General features: G+C 69.2%; 18 protein-coding genes. 7 read left to right on the plus strand and 11 right to left on the minus strand.

What is annotated here, in order from left to right; all coding sequences use genetic code 11:
- The first annotated feature begins 259 nt into the window (after window positions 1-259).
- The gene (locus AAID08_RS02875) at window positions 260-1,000 is read left to right on the plus strand and encodes a lytic transglycosylase domain-containing protein (protein WP_054503399.1); all 741 of its coding nucleotides are present in this window, start codon (window positions 260-262) and stop codon (window positions 998-1,000) included.
- A 98-nt stretch (window positions 1,001-1,098) separates the two neighbouring features.
- Here the strand turns inward: AAID08_RS02875 and hemL are convergent, their stop codons facing one another.
- From hemL to AAID08_RS02890, 3 genes are read right to left on the minus strand one after another with little or no spacing between them, the layout of a single operon-like run.
- The gene (hemL, locus tag AAID08_RS02880; protein ID WP_054503400.1) at window positions 1,099-2,376 is read right to left on the minus strand and encodes a glutamate-1-semialdehyde 2,1-aminomutase; all 1,278 of its coding nucleotides are present in this window, start codon (window positions 2,374-2,376) and stop codon (window positions 1,099-1,101) included.
- A 5-nt stretch (window positions 2,377-2,381) separates the two neighbouring features.
- Complete coding sequence (thiE, locus tag AAID08_RS02885) at window positions 2,382-3,047, minus strand: thiamine phosphate synthase (protein ID WP_054419377.1); 666 nt, start codon at window positions 3,045-3,047, stop codon at window positions 2,382-2,384.
- Window positions 3,044-3,853: a bifunctional hydroxymethylpyrimidine kinase/phosphomethylpyrimidine kinase gene (locus AAID08_RS02890; RefSeq protein ID WP_100509616.1), complete on the minus strand. Its 810-nt coding sequence runs from the start codon at window positions 3,851-3,853 to the stop codon at window positions 3,044-3,046. Before AAID08_RS02890 ends, thiE begins: the two co-directional genes overlap by 4 nt.
- Window positions 3,854-4,008: 155 nt before the next feature.
- Here AAID08_RS02890 and AAID08_RS02895 point away from each other — a divergent pair, with 155 nt between their 5' ends.
- The 6 genes from AAID08_RS02895 (at window position 4,009) to AAID08_RS02920 (ending at window position 8,320) form a co-directional block, all read left to right on the plus strand.
- Window positions 4,009-4,173 carry a rubredoxin gene (locus AAID08_RS02895; RefSeq protein ID WP_003814980.1) on the plus strand — a complete coding sequence of 55 codons (165 nt, stop codon included), beginning with the start codon at window positions 4,009-4,011 and terminating at the stop codon, window positions 4,171-4,173.
- Between the two features lie 129 nt (window positions 4,174-4,302).
- On the plus strand, window positions 4,303-4,890 hold the full coding sequence (locus AAID08_RS02900) for a YqgE/AlgH family protein (RefSeq protein WP_054503401.1): 588 nt from the start codon (window positions 4,303-4,305) through the stop codon (window positions 4,888-4,890).
- Window positions 4,883-5,284, plus strand: a complete 402-nt coding sequence (gene ruvX / locus AAID08_RS02905) for a Holliday junction resolvase RuvX (protein WP_054503402.1) — start codon at window positions 4,883-4,885, stop codon at window positions 5,282-5,284. Before AAID08_RS02900 ends, ruvX begins: the two co-directional genes overlap by 8 nt.
- A gap of 17 nt (window positions 5,285-5,301) precedes the next feature.
- Complete coding sequence (locus tag AAID08_RS02910; protein WP_395757334.1) at window positions 5,302-6,282, plus strand: aspartate carbamoyltransferase; 981 nt, start codon at window positions 5,302-5,304, stop codon at window positions 6,280-6,282.
- Window positions 6,279-7,583, plus strand: coding sequence for a dihydroorotase (locus tag AAID08_RS02915; protein ID WP_395757335.1), 1,305 nt, complete (start codon window positions 6,279-6,281; stop codon window positions 7,581-7,583). The genes AAID08_RS02910 and AAID08_RS02915 overlap by 4 nt, the downstream gene beginning before the upstream one ends.
- A complete protein-coding gene (locus AAID08_RS02920) occupies window positions 7,580-8,320 on the plus strand; it encodes a 1-acyl-sn-glycerol-3-phosphate acyltransferase (RefSeq protein ID WP_054503405.1) in 741 nt (246 codons plus the stop codon). Before AAID08_RS02915 ends, AAID08_RS02920 begins: the two co-directional genes overlap by 4 nt.
- 84 nt (window positions 8,321-8,404) lie before the next feature.
- On the opposite strand, the gene AAID08_RS02925 is transcribed toward AAID08_RS02920, so the two are convergent.
- The 8 genes from AAID08_RS02925 to AAID08_RS02960 form a co-directional block, all read right to left on the minus strand.
- The gene (locus tag AAID08_RS02925) at window positions 8,405-9,238 is read right to left on the minus strand and encodes a symmetrical bis(5'-nucleosyl)-tetraphosphatase (RefSeq protein ID WP_054503406.1); all 834 of its coding nucleotides are present in this window, start codon (window positions 9,236-9,238) and stop codon (window positions 8,405-8,407) included.
- A complete protein-coding gene (gene lptG, locus AAID08_RS02930; protein WP_054503407.1) occupies window positions 9,235-10,413 on the minus strand; it encodes an LPS export ABC transporter permease LptG in 1,179 nt (392 codons plus the stop codon). Before lptG ends, AAID08_RS02925 begins: the two co-directional genes overlap by 4 nt.
- A 90-nt stretch (window positions 10,414-10,503) precedes the next feature.
- Window positions 10,504-11,238: a monofunctional biosynthetic peptidoglycan transglycosylase gene (mtgA, locus tag AAID08_RS02935; RefSeq protein WP_054478367.1), complete on the minus strand. Its 735-nt coding sequence runs from the start codon at window positions 11,236-11,238 to the stop codon at window positions 10,504-10,506.
- A gap of 4 nt (window positions 11,239-11,242) precedes the next feature.
- On the minus strand, window positions 11,243-12,106 hold the full coding sequence (aroE, locus tag AAID08_RS02940) for a shikimate dehydrogenase (protein WP_054503408.1): 864 nt from the start codon (window positions 12,104-12,106) through the stop codon (window positions 11,243-11,245).
- The gene (locus tag AAID08_RS02945) at window positions 12,103-13,002 is read right to left on the minus strand and encodes a TonB family protein (protein WP_081273639.1); all 900 of its coding nucleotides are present in this window, start codon (window positions 13,000-13,002) and stop codon (window positions 12,103-12,105) included. Before AAID08_RS02945 ends, aroE begins: the two co-directional genes overlap by 4 nt.
- Before the next feature lie 38 nt (window positions 13,003-13,040).
- Window positions 13,041-14,129 carry an ABC transporter ATP-binding protein gene (locus AAID08_RS02950; protein ID WP_049071108.1) on the minus strand — a complete coding sequence of 363 codons (1,089 nt, stop codon included), beginning with the start codon at window positions 14,127-14,129 and terminating at the stop codon, window positions 13,041-13,043.
- Complete coding sequence (locus AAID08_RS02955; RefSeq protein ID WP_049071111.1) at window positions 14,122-15,900, minus strand: iron ABC transporter permease; 1,779 nt, start codon at window positions 15,898-15,900, stop codon at window positions 14,122-14,124. The genes AAID08_RS02950 and AAID08_RS02955 overlap by 8 nt, the downstream gene beginning before the upstream one ends.
- A 149-nt stretch (window positions 15,901-16,049) precedes the next feature.
- Window positions 16,050-17,147 carry an ABC transporter substrate-binding protein gene (locus tag AAID08_RS02960; RefSeq protein ID WP_054503409.1) on the minus strand — a complete coding sequence of 366 codons (1,098 nt, stop codon included), beginning with the start codon at window positions 17,145-17,147 and terminating at the stop codon, window positions 16,050-16,052.
- Window positions 17,148-17,175: the final 28 nt, after the last annotated feature.

Below are 17,175 nucleotides of genomic sequence, written 5' to 3' on the forward strand. Positions count from 1 at the left end.
TATTGCGACATATGTTAACCCAGGAACGCTGGGCTACTGCGTAGTAGTACGAGGGGGGATGAAGATAAAAGATGTAGATCAGACCCTTATTCCTATGACGCTTTTGCCCCCGGCTTTCAGGGGCGCAGGCCGTGCGGGGATGCTCGCGCCGGGCGGCGCGGCGGGTACTAGGGCATAGGCAGGAGCGACAAAGCCGGCGCGCCGGCTCAGCATAGGCGTTCGATTTCCCGTCCCTGGACGCCGCCGGAGCGCCTTCCCCATGTTCCGACTCTCATGCATTCCGTCCGCACGGCCACGCGCCGGGCGGACCTTCCTGGCCGGTCTGGCGGTGGCGGCCCTGCTGGCCGCCGGCGCGCTGCTGCCCACGGACGCCGCGCGCGCCACCGAGATCTACCGTTACAAAGATCCGTTCGGTGTCTGGCGCGCCATGAAGGTGCCCAACGGTTACGCCAGGTATTACAAACGCGCGCAGGTTCGGACCGCGCTGCGCGGCAACCGCATCAAGGCCTGCCTGGACTGCGAGCCGCGCTCGGGGGACGGCGCCAGCCTGCTGACCCTGGGCGACCGCGCCGCGCGCTGGGGGTCGGCGCCGCCCTCCACGGCGCATGACGAGCTGATCGCGCAGGCGGCCAGGGATTCGGGCGTGGACCGGGCCTTGCTGACCGCGGTCATCGCGGTGGAATCCGGGTTCCGCAGCGATGCGCGCTCGCCCAAGGGGGCGTTGGGCCTGATGCAACTGATGCCGGCGACGGCGGCGACCCTGCTGGTCTCGGATGACATCGAGCGGGCGCTGGTGGACCCGGCCACCAACGTGAAGGCCGGATCGAGCCTGCTGCGCCGCCTGATCGATCAGTATCCCAACCGCCTGGACCTGGCGCTGGCCGCCTACAACGCGGGCGAGGGCGCGGTGCGCAAGTACGACGCGGTGCCCCCCTATGCCGAGACTCAGCAGTACGTGCGCAACGTCACGGCGCTGTACCAGCAATACAAGACACCCTAGGGGCGGATGCGACAACGCCCCGGCGGCCGCTGTCGGGCCGCCAGGGCGTTGTGGGGCAAGCGTGAGGCCAGCGCGTGCCGACAGCCCCGCGCTGGCGCTCAGATCGCCGCGAAGACCTTCTCGGCGATATCCAGCGTGGACTGGATCACCGCGTCGTCGTGGGTGGCCGAGACGAAGCCGGCCTCGAACGCCGACGGCGCGAAATGCACGCCGTGGTCCAGCATGGCGTGGAAGAAGCGGTTGAAGCGCGCCGTGTCGCAGGCCGAGACCTCGGCGAACGTGGCCGGCACCTTGTCGCTGAAATAGATGCCGAACATGCCGCCGACCGAGTCGGCCGAGAACGCCAGGCCGGCGGCGCGGGCGCGTTCCTGCAGGCCCTGGGCCAGCTTGGCGGTCTGCGCCGCCAGCTTGTCGTAGAAACCGGGGGCGGCGATCAGGCGCAGCGTGGCCAGGCCGGCGGCCACGGCCACCGGGTTGCCCGACAGCGTGCCCGCCTGGTAGACGCCGCCCAACGGCGCGATGTGCTTCATGATCTCGGCGCTGCCGCCGAAGGCGCCCACCGGCATGCCGCCGCCGATCACCTTGGCCAGCGTGGTCAGGTCGGGCTTGACGCCCGACAGGCCCTGCACGCCCTGCGGGCCGACGCGAAAGCCGGTCATGACTTCGTCGAAGATCAGCAGCGCGCCGTGCTGCGTGCAGACCTCGCGCAGCCCTTCCAGGAAGCCGGCGGCCGGCTTGATCAGGTTCATGTTGCCGGCGATCGGCTCGACGATGATGCAGGCGATGTCGGCGCCGTGCTGGGCGAAGGCCTCGCGCACCGCTTCGAGGTTGTTGTATTCCAGGGTCAGCGTGTGCGAAACGAATTCGGGCGGCACGCCGGCCGAGCTGGGGTTGCCGAAGGTCAGGAGGCCCGAGCCGGCCTTGACCAGCAGGCTGTCGGAATGGCCGTGGTAGCAGCCCTCGAACTTGACGATCTTGTTGCGGCCGGTGGCGCCGCGCGCCAGGCGGATGGCCGTCATGGTGGCTTCGGTGCCGGAGCTGACCAGGCGCACCTGTTCCAGCGACGGCAGGCGCGCGATCAGCACTTCGGCCAGTTCGATCTCGGCCTCGGTGGGGGCGCCGAACGACAGGCCGTTGACGGCCGCGTCCTGCACCGCGCGCACCACCTCGGGATGCGAGTGGCCCAGGATGGCCGGGCCCCACGAACCGACGTAGTCGATGTACTGCTTGTCTTCCGCATCCCACACGTACGGCCCCTGCGCGCGCTTGATGAAGCGCGGCGTGCCGCCCACGGAGCGGAAGGCGCGCACGGGCGAATTGACGCCGCCGGGGATGCTGCGGCTGGCGCGTTCGAAAAGCTGGGCGTTACGGGACATGGCGGTCAGGGCTTCAGGTTGCGGTTGATGGAGTAGGGCGCGGCGCAGGCCGCGGCGGCGGCGCGGATGGCGGGCGCCTCGAACAGGCCGGTGATGACGGCGACCGAATCGGCGCCGGCGGCGGCCACCGACGCCACGTTCCCGGGCGTGATGCCGCCGATGGCGACCACGGCGGGGCGCGGCGCGTCGCGTTGCTCGACCAGGGCGCGAGCCTCGGTGAGCACCGACAGCGGCGCGCGCACGGTGTCCGGCTTGACGCGCGAGGGGAACATGGCGCCGAAGGCGATGTAGTCGGCGCCGGCGTCCAGCAGCTCGCGGGCGCGGCCCAGGTCGTCGTAGCTGGAGCCGCCCAGGATCAGGTCGGGGCCGGCTTCGGCGCGGATGCGGGCCAGGCTGTCGTCGTCGCGGCCGACGTGGGCGCCGTCGGCGCCGACTTCCAGCGCCAGGCGCCAGTCGTCATTGATGAGGAACACCACGCCCAGCTCGCGGCACAGGGGCGCCAGGGCGCGCGCCTGCTCGGCGCGCACCGCGTCGGGCACGTCCTTGCGGCGCAACTGCAGCGCGCGCATGCCGCCCTCGGCGGCCTGGCGCACCGCGCGCAGCAGCCGCTCGGTGTCGTCCCATTCGGGGGTCACGCCGTACAGGCCGGCGGGAAAACGCAGGGCTTTCATTGCGGTTGGATCCGGTTGGGAATGCGCCGGCCCATGCCCGGCAGGAAGCTGGCGGCGACCGCCGCGTCGGCGTGGGCCAGGCCCTGGCGCACGGCCTCGGGCATTTCCAGGCCGCGCGCCAGCAGGGCGGTGATGGCGGTGGCGGCCAGCCCGCCGGCGTCGCCGTTGCGGTCCGGGGGCGCCTGCCACGGCAGGGTGGTGGTCTGGCCGTTGGGGCCGAGCAGCACGTTGGCGTGGTGACCGGGCCGTTGCGGGCTGCCCAGCACCAGCACCCATTCTGCGCCGGCGGCCACCAGGGCGTGCATCGGCGACGGTGCGTCCCCGATATCGATGTCGCCATCGGCATGCCACTGCGCGAGCCGCAGGTGCTCGACGATCAGCAGGTCGGTCTGCGGCAGCACCAGCTCGAGGATGGCGGCCAGCAGGTCGTCAGCGTCGTCCTCGTCGGCGGCGTCGGCCGGCACCTGGGCGCGCTGGCCCAGGTGCAGCACCAGCGGCACCTGGCTGTAATCGGCGGCTACCTGGGCGGCTACGCTTGCCGTTTCGGCGGTGTATAGTCCGCCCACCTTGATCGCCTGCACCGACATGTCTTCGAGCAGGCAGCGTGCCTGATCGTCGAGCAGGTCGGGTGAAACGGGATGGATTTCTTCGATGCCGGCGGTATCCTGCACGGTCAGCGCCGTGACGGCCGCCAGGCCGTGACAGCCCAGGCGGGCGCAGGTCACGGCGTCCGCGGGCAAACCGTCGGCGCCCGAGGGATCGAGCGGACCGAAGACCAAAACGAGAGGGGGAGTAACGGGGGCCACGTGGACAGCGCTAGAGTTAGGGTGCCCGGACTCATTTGCGGAGAATCAGGGGAACCCCTATTGGGTTTCGGTAAGATTGTCCCCATTCTAATGGATGCCTCCCGCCTTTGCCCCGTAGGGGGGACGACGGCAGGGAATTGATGTAAGAGAGAACTATGCGTACTTGGATGTGTCTGATTTGTGGCTGGGTCTACGACGAAGAGGCCGGCCTGCCCGACGAGGGCATCGCGCCCGGCACCCGCTGGGAAGACGTGCCGCCGAATTGGGTCTGTCCTGAATGCGGCGCCCGCAAAGAGGACTTCGAACTGATGGAAATCTGACGCGCAGCACTGACGTATTCCGCCAAGGCTTGCAACGAGGGGGAGGGCCATGCCCGCCCCGCGCTCCCGACGGGCCACGCCAGGGTGGCGGGCCCCCGGCTCTATCAGACTACCCAAAAAGGGGTTGCCATGACGGAAAAACACCACGAAGAGTCCACCACACAGGCCGCCAACTTCGCCAACCAGTTCCTGATCGCCATGCCGGGCATGGTCGAAGGCAGCCTGGCTGGCTCGGTCATCTACATCTGCGAACACTCGGAACGTGGCGCCCTGGGCCTGGTCATCAACCGCCCCACCGACCTGACGCTCGGCACGCTGTTCGAACGCATCGACCTGGCGCTCGAGATCGCTCCGGTCAAGGACACGCTGGTGTTCTTCGGCGGTCCGGTGCAGACCGATCGCGGTTTCGTGCTGCACGCGCCCGCGGGCGACTACAGCTCCAGCATCAAGCTGGGCGCCATGGCCCTGACCACCTCGCGCGACGTGCTGCAGGCGGTGGCGGACGGCAAGGGGCCCGCCCGCATGCTGGTCACGCTGGGCTACGCCGGCTGGGGCGCCGGCCAGCTCGAAAGCGAGATGGGCCAGAACGCCTGGCTGTCGGTCGGCGCCGACGACCACATCATCTTTGACGTGCCCCCCGAGGATCGCTATCCGGCCGCGCTCAAGCTGCTGGGCATCGATCCCGTGATGCTGGCCGGCGACGCGGGCCATGCCTGAAGAAACCCTGCTGGCGTTCGATTTCGGCGAGAAGAAAATCGGCGTGGCCATCGGCAATACGCTGACGCGCCACGCGCGGCCGCTCGAAATCATTTTCAGCGAGGTGCGCGACGTGCGCTTCGCGCGCATCGAGGCGCTGCTGCGCGAATGGCAGCCGCATCGCGTCGTGGTCGGCCTGGCGCTCGACAGCGACGGCGGCGAACAGCCCGCCACCGCGCGCTGCCGCCGCTTCGCCAACCAGTTGCACGGCCGCTTCGGCGTTGCGGTGGAGCTGGTCGACGAGCGCGGCTCCAGCATGGAGGCGCAACGCCTGCTGGGCACGCACGCGGCCGACGACGCTATGGCCGCGGCCGTCATCCTGCAACGGTACCTGGACAAGCCGCCGGCGCTCTGACGCCGCCGGCCCCGCCCATGCTCAATCCACAACTCGACCGCCGTGGCGAACTGCTGCATTTACTGACGACGGAAGGGTTGCCGCGACGCCATGTCGAGCGGCTGCTGGAGACGGCGGCCGCTTTCGCCGCCGACGGCACGCCCGCCGTCGCCCACGCCGACCTGCCCCTGTTCCTGAGCCTGCCCGCCGGCGATGCCGCCCTGCGCCAGGATTTCGAGGCCGCCGCCGCGCGCCTGGGCCTGCGACCCATGTCGCTGCAGGCCAATGGCCCGGGCGCCGATGCCGGGGTGGACCGCGGCCACGGCGTCGGCGCCGGCGATCCTGCCGCCGCCGCGCTGTCTCCCGCCGCTGTCGCCGCCGGCCTGCCGGCCGGCATCCTGGTGCTGCGGCATCCGGCCAGCGGCGCCGCCGTCAGCGCCGCCGGCGCCTGCGCGCCGGGCCTGCGCATTCTCAACGCGGGCGACGGCGCGCACGCCGATCCGCTGCCGGCATTGGCCCGCGTGCAGGCGATGCTGCAGGCCAGGCACGATCTGACCAACCTGGCCGTGGCGCTGGTGGGCGACATCCGCCACAGCGCCGTGGCCCGCGGCCTGATCCATGCCATGACCACGCTGGGCGTGCCCGAAGTGCGCGCCGCCGCGCCACGCACCCTGTTGCCCGACGGCCTGCCGCAACTGGGCGTGCGGGCTTGCGCCACGCTGCACGAATGCCTGGCCGACGCCGATGTGGTGATGGTGTTGCCCCTGCGCGTCGAGCGCATGAGCGGCGCGCTGCTGCCGTCGGCGCGCGAATACGCCGCCAGTCATGGCCTGACGCGGGACCGCCTGGCGCTGGCCCGGCCCGATGCCCTGCTGCTGCCCGCCGCCGCGCTGACGCCGGGCATCGAGGTCGATGGCGATGTCGCCGCCGGCCTGGGCGACATCGCCGCCGGTTTGGCCCGCTCTGAATGTCATTTGCGCCTGGCCGCCTTGAGCGTGCTGGCTGGAGTCGCCGCATGAGGCTGCACATCGCCAATGGCCGCCTGATCGACCCGGCCCACGACCGCGACGGCATCCAGGACCTGTTCATCGCCGATGGCCGAGTGGCGGCGGTCGGCCAGGCCCCCGACGGTTTCCGTGCCGACCGCCGCATCGACGCCGCCGGCCTGGCCGTGCTGCCGGGCCTGGTGGACCTGTCGGCGCGCGTGCTGCGCCAGGACGCCGGCGCGGCGGCGCAGGCCCGCTTTTCCCCCGCCGAGCTGCGCGCCGCGCTGGCGGGCGGCGTGACCACGCTGGCCCTGCCGCCGGATGTCGCCACGCCGCTGGACGAACCGGCCAAGGTCGAGGCGCTGCTGCGCGAGGCGTCCGCCGGGCACGGCCGGGTGCTGCCGCTTGGCGCGCTCACGGTCGGCCTGCGCGGCGAGACCCTGGCCGAAATGGGCCTGCTGGCGCAGGCCGGCTGTGTGGCCTTCTCGCCGGGCGAGTCCGGCATCGTCGACACCCGGGTGCTGTGGGGCGCCATGCGCTATGCGGCCGGGCAGGGCCTGGCGCTGTGGCTGCGGCCGCAGGACCCCTGGCTGGCGCAGGGGGCGGTGGTCGCCGCTGGCGCCTACGCCGACCGCCTGGGCCTGGAAGGCCAGCCGCCTCAAGCCGAGGCGCTGGCCCTGCAGACGATTTTCGAGTTGCAACGCGCCACCGGCGCCCGCGTGCACCTGTCGCGCCTTTCCACCGCCCGCGGCCTGGACCTGCTGCGCGCCGCCCGCCGCGAAGGACTGCCGGTCAGCGCCGACGTCTCGGCCAACAGCCTGCACCTGACCGATGTGGACATCGGCTATTTCAATACGGCTTTCCACCTGCGCCCGCCGCTGCGCGGCCAGCGCGACCGCGACGCGATCCAGGCGGCGCTGCGCGAGGGGCTGGTGGACGCGCTATGTTCGGATCATGCGGTGGTGGACGATGACGGCAAGTCCGTTCCGTTCCCGCACTCGCAGCCCGGCGCGACCGGCCTGGAATTGCTGCTGTCGCTGACGCTGAAATGGGCCCGCGACGCCCGCCTGCCGCTGCCGCAGGCGCTGGCCCGGGTGACGTCGGGACCCGCGGCGGTGCTGCGCGGGTTGTCTCCGGCGCTGTCCGGCCTGGGTGAACTGGGCGTGGGCGCGCCCGCTGATCTGTGCCTTGCGGACCTGGAGGCCGAATGGCTGGTGGCGCCGGGCGCCCTGCAAAGCCACAGCCGTCATACGCCGTTCGCGGGTATGATGCTGCCCGGTCGTGTCCGCGCCACCCTGGTGGGTGGCCGTCCGGCCTGGGAGACGCCTGTTTGAAGCTGCTGCGCTTTGTTCTTCGCCTGATGCTGGTGGTGCCGTTGATCGTTCTGGGCCTGCTGTGCGTGGGGCTGGTGTATCCGCTGCTGCGCCCAAAGTCGCGGGCCTGGCTCAACCGCACCTGGTCGCGCTGCCTGATGGCGGCCTGCGGCCTGCGAGTCGTCTTCAAGGGCCAGCCGCGCATGACGGGCCCGGTGCTGCTGGTGGCGAACCATGTGTCGTGGATCGACATCTTCGTGCTGAATTCGGCGCGCGCGACCTCGTTCGTGGCCAAGAGCGAGATCCGCGCCTGGCCTGTGATCGGCTGGCTGGTGGCGGGCGCGGGCACGCTGTTCATCGAACGCGGCCAACGCCACGCGGTGCACGCGATGGGCGAGTCGATGCAGGCGCGCTTCAAGCAGGGCGACGCGGTCGGCCTGTTCCCGGAAGGCACGACGAGCGAGGGTTTCACGCTGCGTCCGTTCCATGCGAGCCTGTTCGAGCCGGCCCGCACGGCCGCGGTCGAAATCCAGCCGGTGGCCCTGCGCTTCCTGCAACACGGCGAACGCAGCGGCTTCGCGGCCTTCGTGGGCGAGGAAACGCTGGTGGCGAATCTCTGGCGGGTGCTGGGAACGACGGGGCTGGCGGTCGAAGTGGTGTTCTTGCCGGTGCTGGCAACGCAACACGCGGACGGGACGGCGCCGACGCGGTTGGAACTGTCGCATCAGGCCCGGGACGCGATCCAGGCGGTGCTTTGAGGGGGCTGCCTCAGCGGCAGAAACGCGCGACGGGCAGATGCTGAGCAGCCGCGGTCACCGCCGTCGGTCGCAATAGGACGATCGTCACTCGGACAACGGATCCTGGAACTGCGAGCACTTCACCTGCACCAGCTTCCGATCCTGCAGCCGCAACGCCGTCAACGCCCCGCCCCACACGCATCCCGTATCCAGGCAGATCACGTCCGGCCGCTGCATCAGTCCCAGCGTCGACCAGTGGCCGAATACCGTCGTCACGTCGCGCGTGGCGCGGTTCGGCACGTCGAACCAGGGCACCAGGCCAGCCGGCCAGGCGCCCGGCGTCACTTTGGTCGCGAACTCCATGTGGCCGTTCGGCGTGCACAGGCGGATACGCGTCAGCGCATTGATGATCACCCGCATCCGCTTGCCGCCCTTGTGGTCTTCCTTCCACGTCGACGGTTCGTTGCCGTACATCTTCTGCAGCGCCTTCTGCCAGTTCGGGCCGCGCAGCGCGTCCTGCACCTCGGCCGCCAGCGACAGCGTCTTGGCCACGTCCCATTTGGCCAGCGTGCCCGCATGCACCATCAGGTGATTTTGCTCGAAATGCGCCAGCGGGCGCGAGCGCAGCCAGTCGATCAGGTCGGCCGAATCCGGCGCGCGCAGGATATCGTCCAGCGTGTCGGACTTGGACGGCTTGCGCACGCCCGCGGCGGCGGCCAGCAGGTGCAGGTCGTGGTTGCCCAGCACCACCGTGGCGCGATCGCCCAGGTCGATGATGCGACGCAGCGTCGCCAGCGACTGCGGGCCGCGGTTGACCAGATCCCCGGCGAACCAGAAGCGCGATTGCGGGTCGCCGACCAGATCGGGATGGGACAGCAAGCGATCCAGCGGCGAGCAGCAACCTTGCACGTCGCCGATCATCCAGATACTGCCGTTCATGCGGGACTCTTGCTCCAGGGCCAACGTTGTTGGACGATTCGGGTGATGGTGTGGCGGTATTCCATGTAGCTCATGGCGCCCAGCGCCAGGGCCATGGCGCCGATGTTCGGCCCCAGGGCGGTGAGCCAGGGCGGCCATTTGCCCAGCATGCCGACGTTCAGCGCCAACTGGTTGAGCATGAAGAAGCCCACGCCCAGCAGGATGCCGATGAACACCTTGGCGCCCACGCCGCCGCGGCGCGTCTGCATCAGGCCGATGGGGGCGGCGATGGTGATCATCACCAGCAGCGTGAACGGATATGCCAGTTTGCGCCACAAGGCGACCACCTGTCGACCATATTGCAGTTGGTTGTTGCGCAAATAATCCACATAGTCGAGCAGCGTCGCGATCGACATCCGCTCAGGGGTCAGGATCCGGGCCAGCAGGCGTTCGGCGCTCAGGGTGGTGTCGACGGTGCGCTCGGGCACCTTCACCACCACCGCGGGAGGATTCTTCGGCGGCCGGGCATCGGCCAGCGTCTCGGCCGCGTTGTCGTCCAGGCGGGTCTCGGCGACGTCTTTCAGCACCAGGTCGCCATGGGCAAAGAGGCCGCTCGGGGCGGTGGACAGCACCGACAGCGTCAGGTTCTTCTTGAATTCATACAGGGTGATGCCGGTGACCTGGCCGTCGCCCTTGAGCTCAGCGATGTTGATGATGCGGGTGCCGCCGTTGGCCATGGGCTCCTTGAACCAGTAGCCGCTGTTCAGGCGGTCGCCGCCGGCCTTGCCGCGGAACACCAGGTTGGCCTCGCCCGACTTCATCTCGGCCCAGGGGGTGACGTACTCGGACAGCAGGGCGGCGCCGATCATCAACGGAATGGTGACGATCCAGAGCATGCGCAGCAGACGCATGCCGCTGACGCCGGAGACCCGCAGGATCACCAGCTCATTGCGCTGGGCCAGCCCCGCCAGCGCCAGGATGGCGCCGATCAGCAGGCCGATGGGCAAAAGGTCGTACAGCCGGGTGGGGATGGCCAGCGCCTGCATGTACAGCAGGGCCATCATGGAGAACTTTTCGCCCACGTTGTCCAGGTCGTCCACCAGCGCGAAGAACGTGAAAAGGCCCAGCAGGGCCATGAGGACCACTGCACAAGAGCGATAGATCTCGCGGGCCAGGTAGCGACGTGCGGTACGCATGAAAAAGGGCGAAGTAGCGCTAAACGTGAAAGCTTAACAAATCCGGCCGCCCCGGGTGGGCCCGGGCTGTCGAAGCCGCCGGTTTCCGTGTCAGGGAATGTCAACCATCTGCATGCGCCGGGTCAGCGTGTAGACGCGGGAGTTCAGGTAGTTCGAGTTGCGGTGGCTGTCGTAGAAGCGCGGATTCGGCAGCATGGCCGCCAGCCGGGCCGACTGGGCGGCCCCCAGGCTGGCCGCCGGCACGTTGAAATAATGCTTGGCCGCCGCCTGGGCGCCGAACACGCCGACGCCCCATTCCGCCACATTCAGGTACAGCTCCAGGATGCGCTCCTTGCTCATGACGTGTTCGATCATGTAGGTCAGCACCAGTTCCTGGCCCTTGCGCAGGTAGCTGCGGGAACTGGACAGGAACAGGTTCTTGGCCAATTGTTGCGTGATGGTGGAGCCGCCGCGCATCTTGCTGCGTCCGGCCGCTTCCTGCTTCTGGTTGTATTCCCAGGCCTTGCGGATGGCGTCCCACTCGACGCCGTCATGCTCGGTGAAGTTGGAATCCTCGGACGCCACCACCGCCAGCTTCAGGCTGCGGTTGATCTTGTCATAGGGCACCCACTCGTATTTCAAGCGGAAATCGGGGTTTCCATCCTGCAGCCGGGACAGTTCCTCGCGCATCACGGCGCTGCTGCCCGGGTTCTGGTAGTTGTACCAGACCACCAGGCCGAACAGCCAGAACTGGTACAGCAGCACCGCGCACACCAGCGCCATCAGCGCGCCGGTGATGATCCGGAACCAGGAGCGGCGCTTGCCGCTCTTGCCGCGGGCGGCCATCGGCTCAGTTTCCGGCCATGAGCGCCTCGCGCAGCGCGGCCAGCACCGGGGCGGGGTCGGGCCGCACGCCGTGCCAGATGAAGAAGCTCTCGGCCGCCTGGCCCACCAGCATGCCCAGGCCGTCGGCCGTGAGGGCGGCGCCGTCCTCACGGGCCTGGCGCATGAACGCCGTCGGCTGGGCGCCGTACATCATGTCGTAGGCGGCCGCGCCCTCGGCGTACAGGCCGGCGGGCAGGTCGGGAGCGGCGTCCTGCAGCCCGCTGGCGGTGGCATTGACCACCAGGTTCCAGCCGCCGGGCTGGGCGGCGTCGGCCAGCCCGCCGGCGGTGACCCGGGTCTGCGGCTCGGCGCCGGTCTCGCGCCAGCCCTCGGCCAGCTCCAGCGCGCGGGCGGCGGTGCGGTTGACGATATGGATGCGGGCGCAACCGGCCTGTGCCAAGGGTTGCAGCACGCCGCGGGCGGCGCCGCCGGCGCCCACCAGCAGCACCGAGGCGCCGGTCAGGCGCACGCCCAGGCGCAGCAGATCGGAAACCAGGCCCACGCCGTCGGTGTTGCAGCCATGCCAGGCGCCGTCGCGCCAGGACAGGGTGTTGACCGCGCCGGCCAGCCGGGCGCGGCTGGACAGGCGGCCCGCGGCCAGCGTATAGGCATCCTGCTTGAACGGCACCGTCACATTCAGGCCCAGGCCGCCCTCGGCGGCGAAGGCGGCCACGGCCGCCGTGAAACCGTCCACCGGCGCCAGCAGGCGCTCGTAGCTGAGCGGCTTGCCGGTCTGGCGGGAAAACAGGGCGTGGATCTGCGGCGAGCGGCTGTGCGCGATGGGGTTGCCGATCACGGCATAGCGGGCAAGAGGGGACGCCTCGGTCATGGGGCTTGGGTTTCCAGGGTGTCGTTGACGAAATGCCAGGTGCGGGTGATGACCAGCACGTCGGTGTCGCGCGCGATCTCGGGCGGGAACGGCGGGAATGGCGCCGCCAGTTGCACGATGCGGCGGGCGGCCTGATTCAGCACCGCGTGCGGCGACGGCTGGTCGATCTCGACGTCGGCGATGCTGCCGTCGGCGCGCACCGACACGGTGATGCGCAGCGAGCCGTAGATACGGCCACGCGCCTCTTCCGGGTAATGCTGGGTGCCGACCGTTTCGATGCGGGCGCGCCAGGCGTCCAGGTAGGCGGCGTAGCGCGAGGCCTCGGCCGAGGGCGCCACGAACTGCTTGCGCGGCTCGGCGCTGTACTGCTGCACCTTTGCCGCCAGCGCGGCGACCTGGGCGTTCTGGATGACGCTGGCCTGGTCCTCGGCGTCCTTGCCGCGTTCGTTGCCGTCGGGCCAGGGATTGACGGCCTGGCGCTCGGCGCCGGCCTTGTCGGCCGCGCGCAGTTGGGTCATCAGGCGGGCCTGTTCGGCCTCGAGCTGCACCTGGCGGCGCCGCATGGCCTCGAGCACGATGGTTTCGGCCGAGGCGCCGGTCTGGGGCAGCGGGGTGGTGGACAGGCCGCGCTCGGCGTTGCCGCCGCCACTCATCTGGTTCTGCGCCTGGGCGCGGGGGGTATCGGGCGGCGTCTCGCTGCGCGCGTTCAGCAGCACCACCTCCAGGCTGGTCGCCGGGGGCCGCGACAAGGCGGGCGCGCCGAAGCGCCACGCCAGGGCGCCGGCGTGCACCAACAGCGAAATCGCGAGGCCGATGCGCAGGTAATGCTGGGCGGGCGCGCCCAGCCACCGCAGCGGACGGCTCAGCGGGGGAGGGGAGTCAGCGACGTGTTGCACGCACGCATTGTAGAGCCACTCCGCCCGCCGCCGTCACCTTACTTGGCCGGGCGCGGGAACACCCAGACCTTGTCCGCCGGCAGGGCCAGGCGGCAGGGGCCGGGCTCGCGGCCCTCGGGACCGTAGGCGCGCAGCGCCAGCGTGTTGGCCGGATCCGCGTCGGGGGTGCGGAACAGGTATTCCCAGCGGTCGCCCAGGTACATGCTGGTCAGCAGCGGCATGTCGATGTGGTTGCCGTCGGGGTCGTCCGCCAGGCGGACCTGTTCGACCCGGATCACGGCGGTGGCGTCCTGGCCCGCGGCCACGCCTTCGCCGGCCTTGCCCCACAGCGCCCAGCCGCGGCCCTCGATGCGGGCGCGGCCATCGCGCACTTCGGTGACCTTGCCGTCCAGGCGGTTGTTGCTGCCCATGAATTCGGCGGTGAACAGCGTCGACGGCGCGCCGTACATCTCCTGCGGCGTGCCCTGCTGCTCGATCTTGCCGTTGTTCAACAGCAGGATGCGGTCGGAAATGGCCATGGCTTCGCTCTGGTCATGCGTCACCATCAATGCCGACAGGCCCAGGCGGATGATCAGCTCGCGCAGGAAGGCGCGGGCCTCCTCGCGCAGCTTGGCGTCCAGGTTGGACAGCGGCTCGTCCAGCAGGATCACGGGCGGGCTGTACACCAGGGCGCGGCCGATGGCCACGCGCTGCTGCTGGCCGCCGGACAGCGCGTGCGGATGGCGCTGGCCGAGCTTGCCCAGGCCGAGCTGGTCCAGCACCGCCTGTACGCGTTCGCGCACTTCGCCCGACGGCACCTTGCGCAGCTTGAGCGGGTAGGCGACGTTGTCGAACACGGTCTTGTGCGGCCACAGGGCATACGACTGGAACACCAGGCCGAGGTTGCGCTCTTCGGCCGGGATCTCCTGGCGCGCGGCGCCGTCGTAGACGGTGCGATCGCCGATGGTGATGCGGCCGCGCTTGGGGCCTTCCAGGCCGGCCACGGCGCGCAGCAGGGTGGTCTTGCCGCTGCCCGAGGGGCCCAGCAGCGACACCACTTCGCCCTGGCGCAGTTGCATCGACACGCCCTTGAGCACCGGGTTGTCGCCGTAATCCAGGTGCAGGTCTTCTACAGAAAGCTCAATCATGAAGTTTGACTCCGAATCGCAGGGCGATGCCCAGGCCGATCACGACCAGAACGATATTGATGAAGGAAAGCGCGGCCACGATGTCGATGGCGCCCGAGGCCCAGAGCGACACCAGCATGGAGCCGATGGTCTCGGTGCCGGGCGACAGCAGATAGACGCCGGTGGAGTATTCGCGCTCGAAAATCAGGAACATCAGCAGCCACGAACCGATCAGGCCGTACTTGGCCAGCGGCACGGTGACGTGGCGCGTGACCTGGCCGCGGCGGGCGCCGGCGCTGCGGGCGGCTTCCTCCAGTTCGGGGCCGACCTGCAACAGCGTCGACGAGATCAGCCGCAGCCCGTAGGCCATCCATACCACCGTGTAGGCCAGCCACACGCTGAAGATGGTGCTGCGCATGGAACGCAGCCATTCGACGAAGTTCTCGCGCGCCCACTCGGCGAACGGCAGGCCCGACAGCCAGCCGCCCAGGTCGGCGTCGAGCGCGTTGTCCAGCCACATCGGCACGAACAGGAACACCCACAGGAACGCCAGGCCCGCCAGCAGGCCGGGCACGGCGCGCGGCACCAGCACGCTGTAGTCCATGAAGCGCGTGACGTTGTCCGGCTTGCGATGCATGGCCAGGCCGACGAAGGTGTAGCAGATCACCGCCAGCGCGCCGCCGAAGACGCCGATGGCCACCGAGTTGACGATCGCGCGCATCAGGTTGGGCTGCGAGAACACGGTGCGGAACGCGTCCAGCGACAGCACGTCGAACAGCGACACGCCCATGCCCCAGTTGGACACGAAGGCGCGCAGCAGCACGCCCAGCAGCGGCACCACGATGGTGACCAGCAGCCAGAACGCCACTACGCCGCCGGCCACCCAGCGCCACTTGCCCAGCGGCAGCGGACGGGCGCGCGAGGCCTTGCCCTTGACGGTGACGAAGCGGTTGGCGGTGCGCATCAGGCGGCGCTGCAGCATGACCAGCGGGATCGTCATGCAGATCAGCACCACGGCCACCGCGGCCATCAGGTGGTACGACGGGATGCCGAGCTTGTTGGTCAGCTTGTACAGGTAGGTGGCCAGCACCAGGTTGCCTTCGGGGTCACCCAGCACCAGCACCAGGCCGAACACTTCCAGGCCCAGGAAGAACAGCAGCACCGTGGCGTACAGCATGGCCGGGCGCACCATCGGCAGGCTCACGGACACCATCACGCGCAGCGGCGAGGCGCCGCTGACGCGGGCCGCTTCCTCGACGTCCGAGCCCATGCTGCGCAGCGCCGACGAGATGTACAGGTAGGCGTGCGGCACGTGCGTCAGGCCGGCGATGATGACGATGCTGGTCAGCGAATACACATTCCAGGGCACGAAACCCAGGATGTTCTGCGCCCAGGTCGAGAAGAAGCCGACCGGGCCCGCCGCCACCACGTAGCCGAAGCCCAGCACCATCGGCGACACGAAGATCGGCACCAGGATCAGCGGTTCGATCCAGCGCCGGCCCGGCAGGTCGGTGCGGATCATCAGGAACGCCAGCATGCCGCCCAGCGGGATGGCGATGATGGCCAGCCCGAACGCCAGGATGAAGCCGCTTTTCAGCGCCTTGTAGAAATCGGGGTCCGCGAAGATGAAGCGGAACGCATCCAGGCTGAAGACCTTGGACGGCGAAAAGAAGGGCGCGGATAGAAAGCTCTGGATGATGATGAACGACAGCGGCACGTAGATGGCCAAGGCTGTGATCAGCACCACCACGCCGCGTGGCAGGGACTGCCATTTTCTGCGCAATGACTGCATGGGGAAAATCCTGTTATCTCGATAGACGCGGGTCGCGCCCACTGGCCATGAACACCCGGGCCACGGGCGGCCTGGCGGGCGGCGGTGCTACGCCCTCCCGCGTGCTTGCGGCCGGGGGCGCGCGGCCCCCGGCGGTACCGGCGACAGCCTTACTTGCCGGCGGCGGCGCGCCAGTCCTTGATGAACTGCAGGCGCTTGTTCTGCTCCAGGTAGTCCAGCAGCGTTTCGTTGACCGGGATCGGCTTGAGCGAGGCGCCCAGCTTCTTGGTCATGCCGTCGACGTCGTTGTCGCCTTCGATGTCGTCGCGGACCGAAGCCAGGTCGGCCTGGTTGGCCATGATTTCCTGGCCCTTCTGCGACAGCAGGTAGTCCATCCACAGCTTGGCGGCGTTGCGGTTCTTGGCCTTCTTGCTGATGAACGCCACGCGCGACAGCACCAGCGCGTAGTCAGTCGGGTAGGCCACGCCCAGCGACGGGTCGGTCTTGGCGCGGGTCTCGGCGTACGAGCCCAGGATGTTGTAGCCGATCAGGTTCTCGCCCGACGACACGCGTTCCATCATGGTGCCGGTGGACGACTGCACGATCAGGCCGCCCTTGGCGATGTCCTTGAGCGTTTCGAAGTACTTGGGATCGTTGGCCTTGTCCTGCACGGCCAGCATGAAGCCCACGGCCGACTTCTCGATGTCGTAGGTGGTGACCTTGTTCTTGAACTTGTCCGGCTGGCTGGCGATCAGTTTGGCCAGGGCGCCGTGCGTGGTCGGCACTTCGTTGGCCGGGATCAGGCGCTTGTTGTAGATGAACACCGCCGGTTCGTAGGTGGTGCCGTAGGCCGAATCCTTCCACACCGCCCAGGCCGGCAGCTTGCCGATTTCGGGCGACTTGTACTGCAGCGCGTAGTCGGTGGCCAGCTTGAGGGCCGAGTCCATCGACGAGCTCCAGACGATGTCGCCGCTGCTGCCGCCCGCCGCCTGCTCGCTGATGTAGCGGTTGTACAGCTCGGTGCTGTTCATGTCGTTGTATTCGACCTTGATGCCCGGATACAGCGCTTCGAAGCCCTTGATGATGGGGCCGGCGGCCTTGGTGTCGGTGGTCGAGTAGATCACGACCTTGCCTTCCTTCTTGGCGCCGTCGAGGATCTTCTGATAATCGGCCGGGTAGCCCGCGGGAACCGTTTGGGCGTAGGCGCTGCCGGCGGCGATGGCGAATGCAGCGGCGCAGGCGGCCGCCAGTCTGGACTTGGCAAGCATGTCTTGTCTCCGTTTGGATTTGGTATCG

Source organism: Achromobacter sp. EB05, assembly GCF_044232075.1.
Lineage (GTDB): Bacteria > Pseudomonadota > Gammaproteobacteria > Burkholderiales > Burkholderiaceae_B > Achromobacter > Achromobacter dolens.

Bases quoted from the DNA above. Each gene is read 5' to 3' on its own strand.
- AAID08_RS02875 (WP_054503399.1), top strand. From the start codon at position 260: ATGTTCCGACTCTCATGCATTCCGTCCGCACGGCCACGCGCCGGGCGG.
- AAID08_RS02895 (WP_003814980.1), top strand. From the start codon at position 4,009: ATGCGTACTTGGATGTGTCTGATTTGTGGCTGGGTCTACGACGAAGAG.
- hemL (WP_054503400.1), bottom strand. From the start codon at position 2,376: ATGTCCCGTAACGCCCAGCTTTTCGAACGCGCCAGCCGCAGCATCCCC.
- AAID08_RS02910 (WP_395757334.1), top strand. From the start codon at position 5,302: ATGCTCAATCCACAACTCGACCGCCGTGGCGAACTGCTGCATTTACTG.
- aroE (WP_054503408.1), bottom strand. From the start codon at position 12,106: ATGACCGAGGCGTCCCCTCTTGCCCGCTATGCCGTGATCGGCAACCCC.
- lptG (WP_054503407.1), bottom strand. From the start codon at position 10,413: ATGCGTACCGCACGTCGCTACCTGGCCCGCGAGATCTATCGCTCTTGT.
- ruvX (WP_054503402.1), top strand. From the start codon at position 4,883: ATGCCTGAAGAAACCCTGCTGGCGTTCGATTTCGGCGAGAAGAAAATC.
- AAID08_RS02925 (WP_054503406.1), bottom strand. From the start codon at position 9,238: ATGAACGGCAGTATCTGGATGATCGGCGACGTGCAAGGTTGCTGCTCG.
- AAID08_RS02960 (WP_054503409.1), bottom strand. From the start codon at position 17,147: ATGCTTGCCAAGTCCAGACTGGCGGCCGCCTGCGCCGCTGCATTCGCC.
- AAID08_RS02915 (WP_395757335.1), top strand. From the start codon at position 6,279: ATGAGGCTGCACATCGCCAATGGCCGCCTGATCGACCCGGCCCACGAC.
- AAID08_RS02950 (WP_049071108.1), bottom strand. From the start codon at position 14,129: ATGATTGAGCTTTCTGTAGAAGACCTGCACCTGGATTACGGCGACAAC.
- thiE (WP_054419377.1), bottom strand. From the start codon at position 3,047: ATGAAAGCCCTGCGTTTTCCCGCCGGCCTGTACGGCGTGACCCCCGAA.
- AAID08_RS02900 (WP_054503401.1), top strand. From the start codon at position 4,303: ATGACGGAAAAACACCACGAAGAGTCCACCACACAGGCCGCCAACTTC.
- AAID08_RS02955 (WP_049071111.1), bottom strand. From the start codon at position 15,900: ATGCAGTCATTGCGCAGAAAATGGCAGTCCCTGCCACGCGGCGTGGTG.
- mtgA (WP_054478367.1), bottom strand. From the start codon at position 11,238: ATGGCCGCCCGCGGCAAGAGCGGCAAGCGCCGCTCCTGGTTCCGGATC.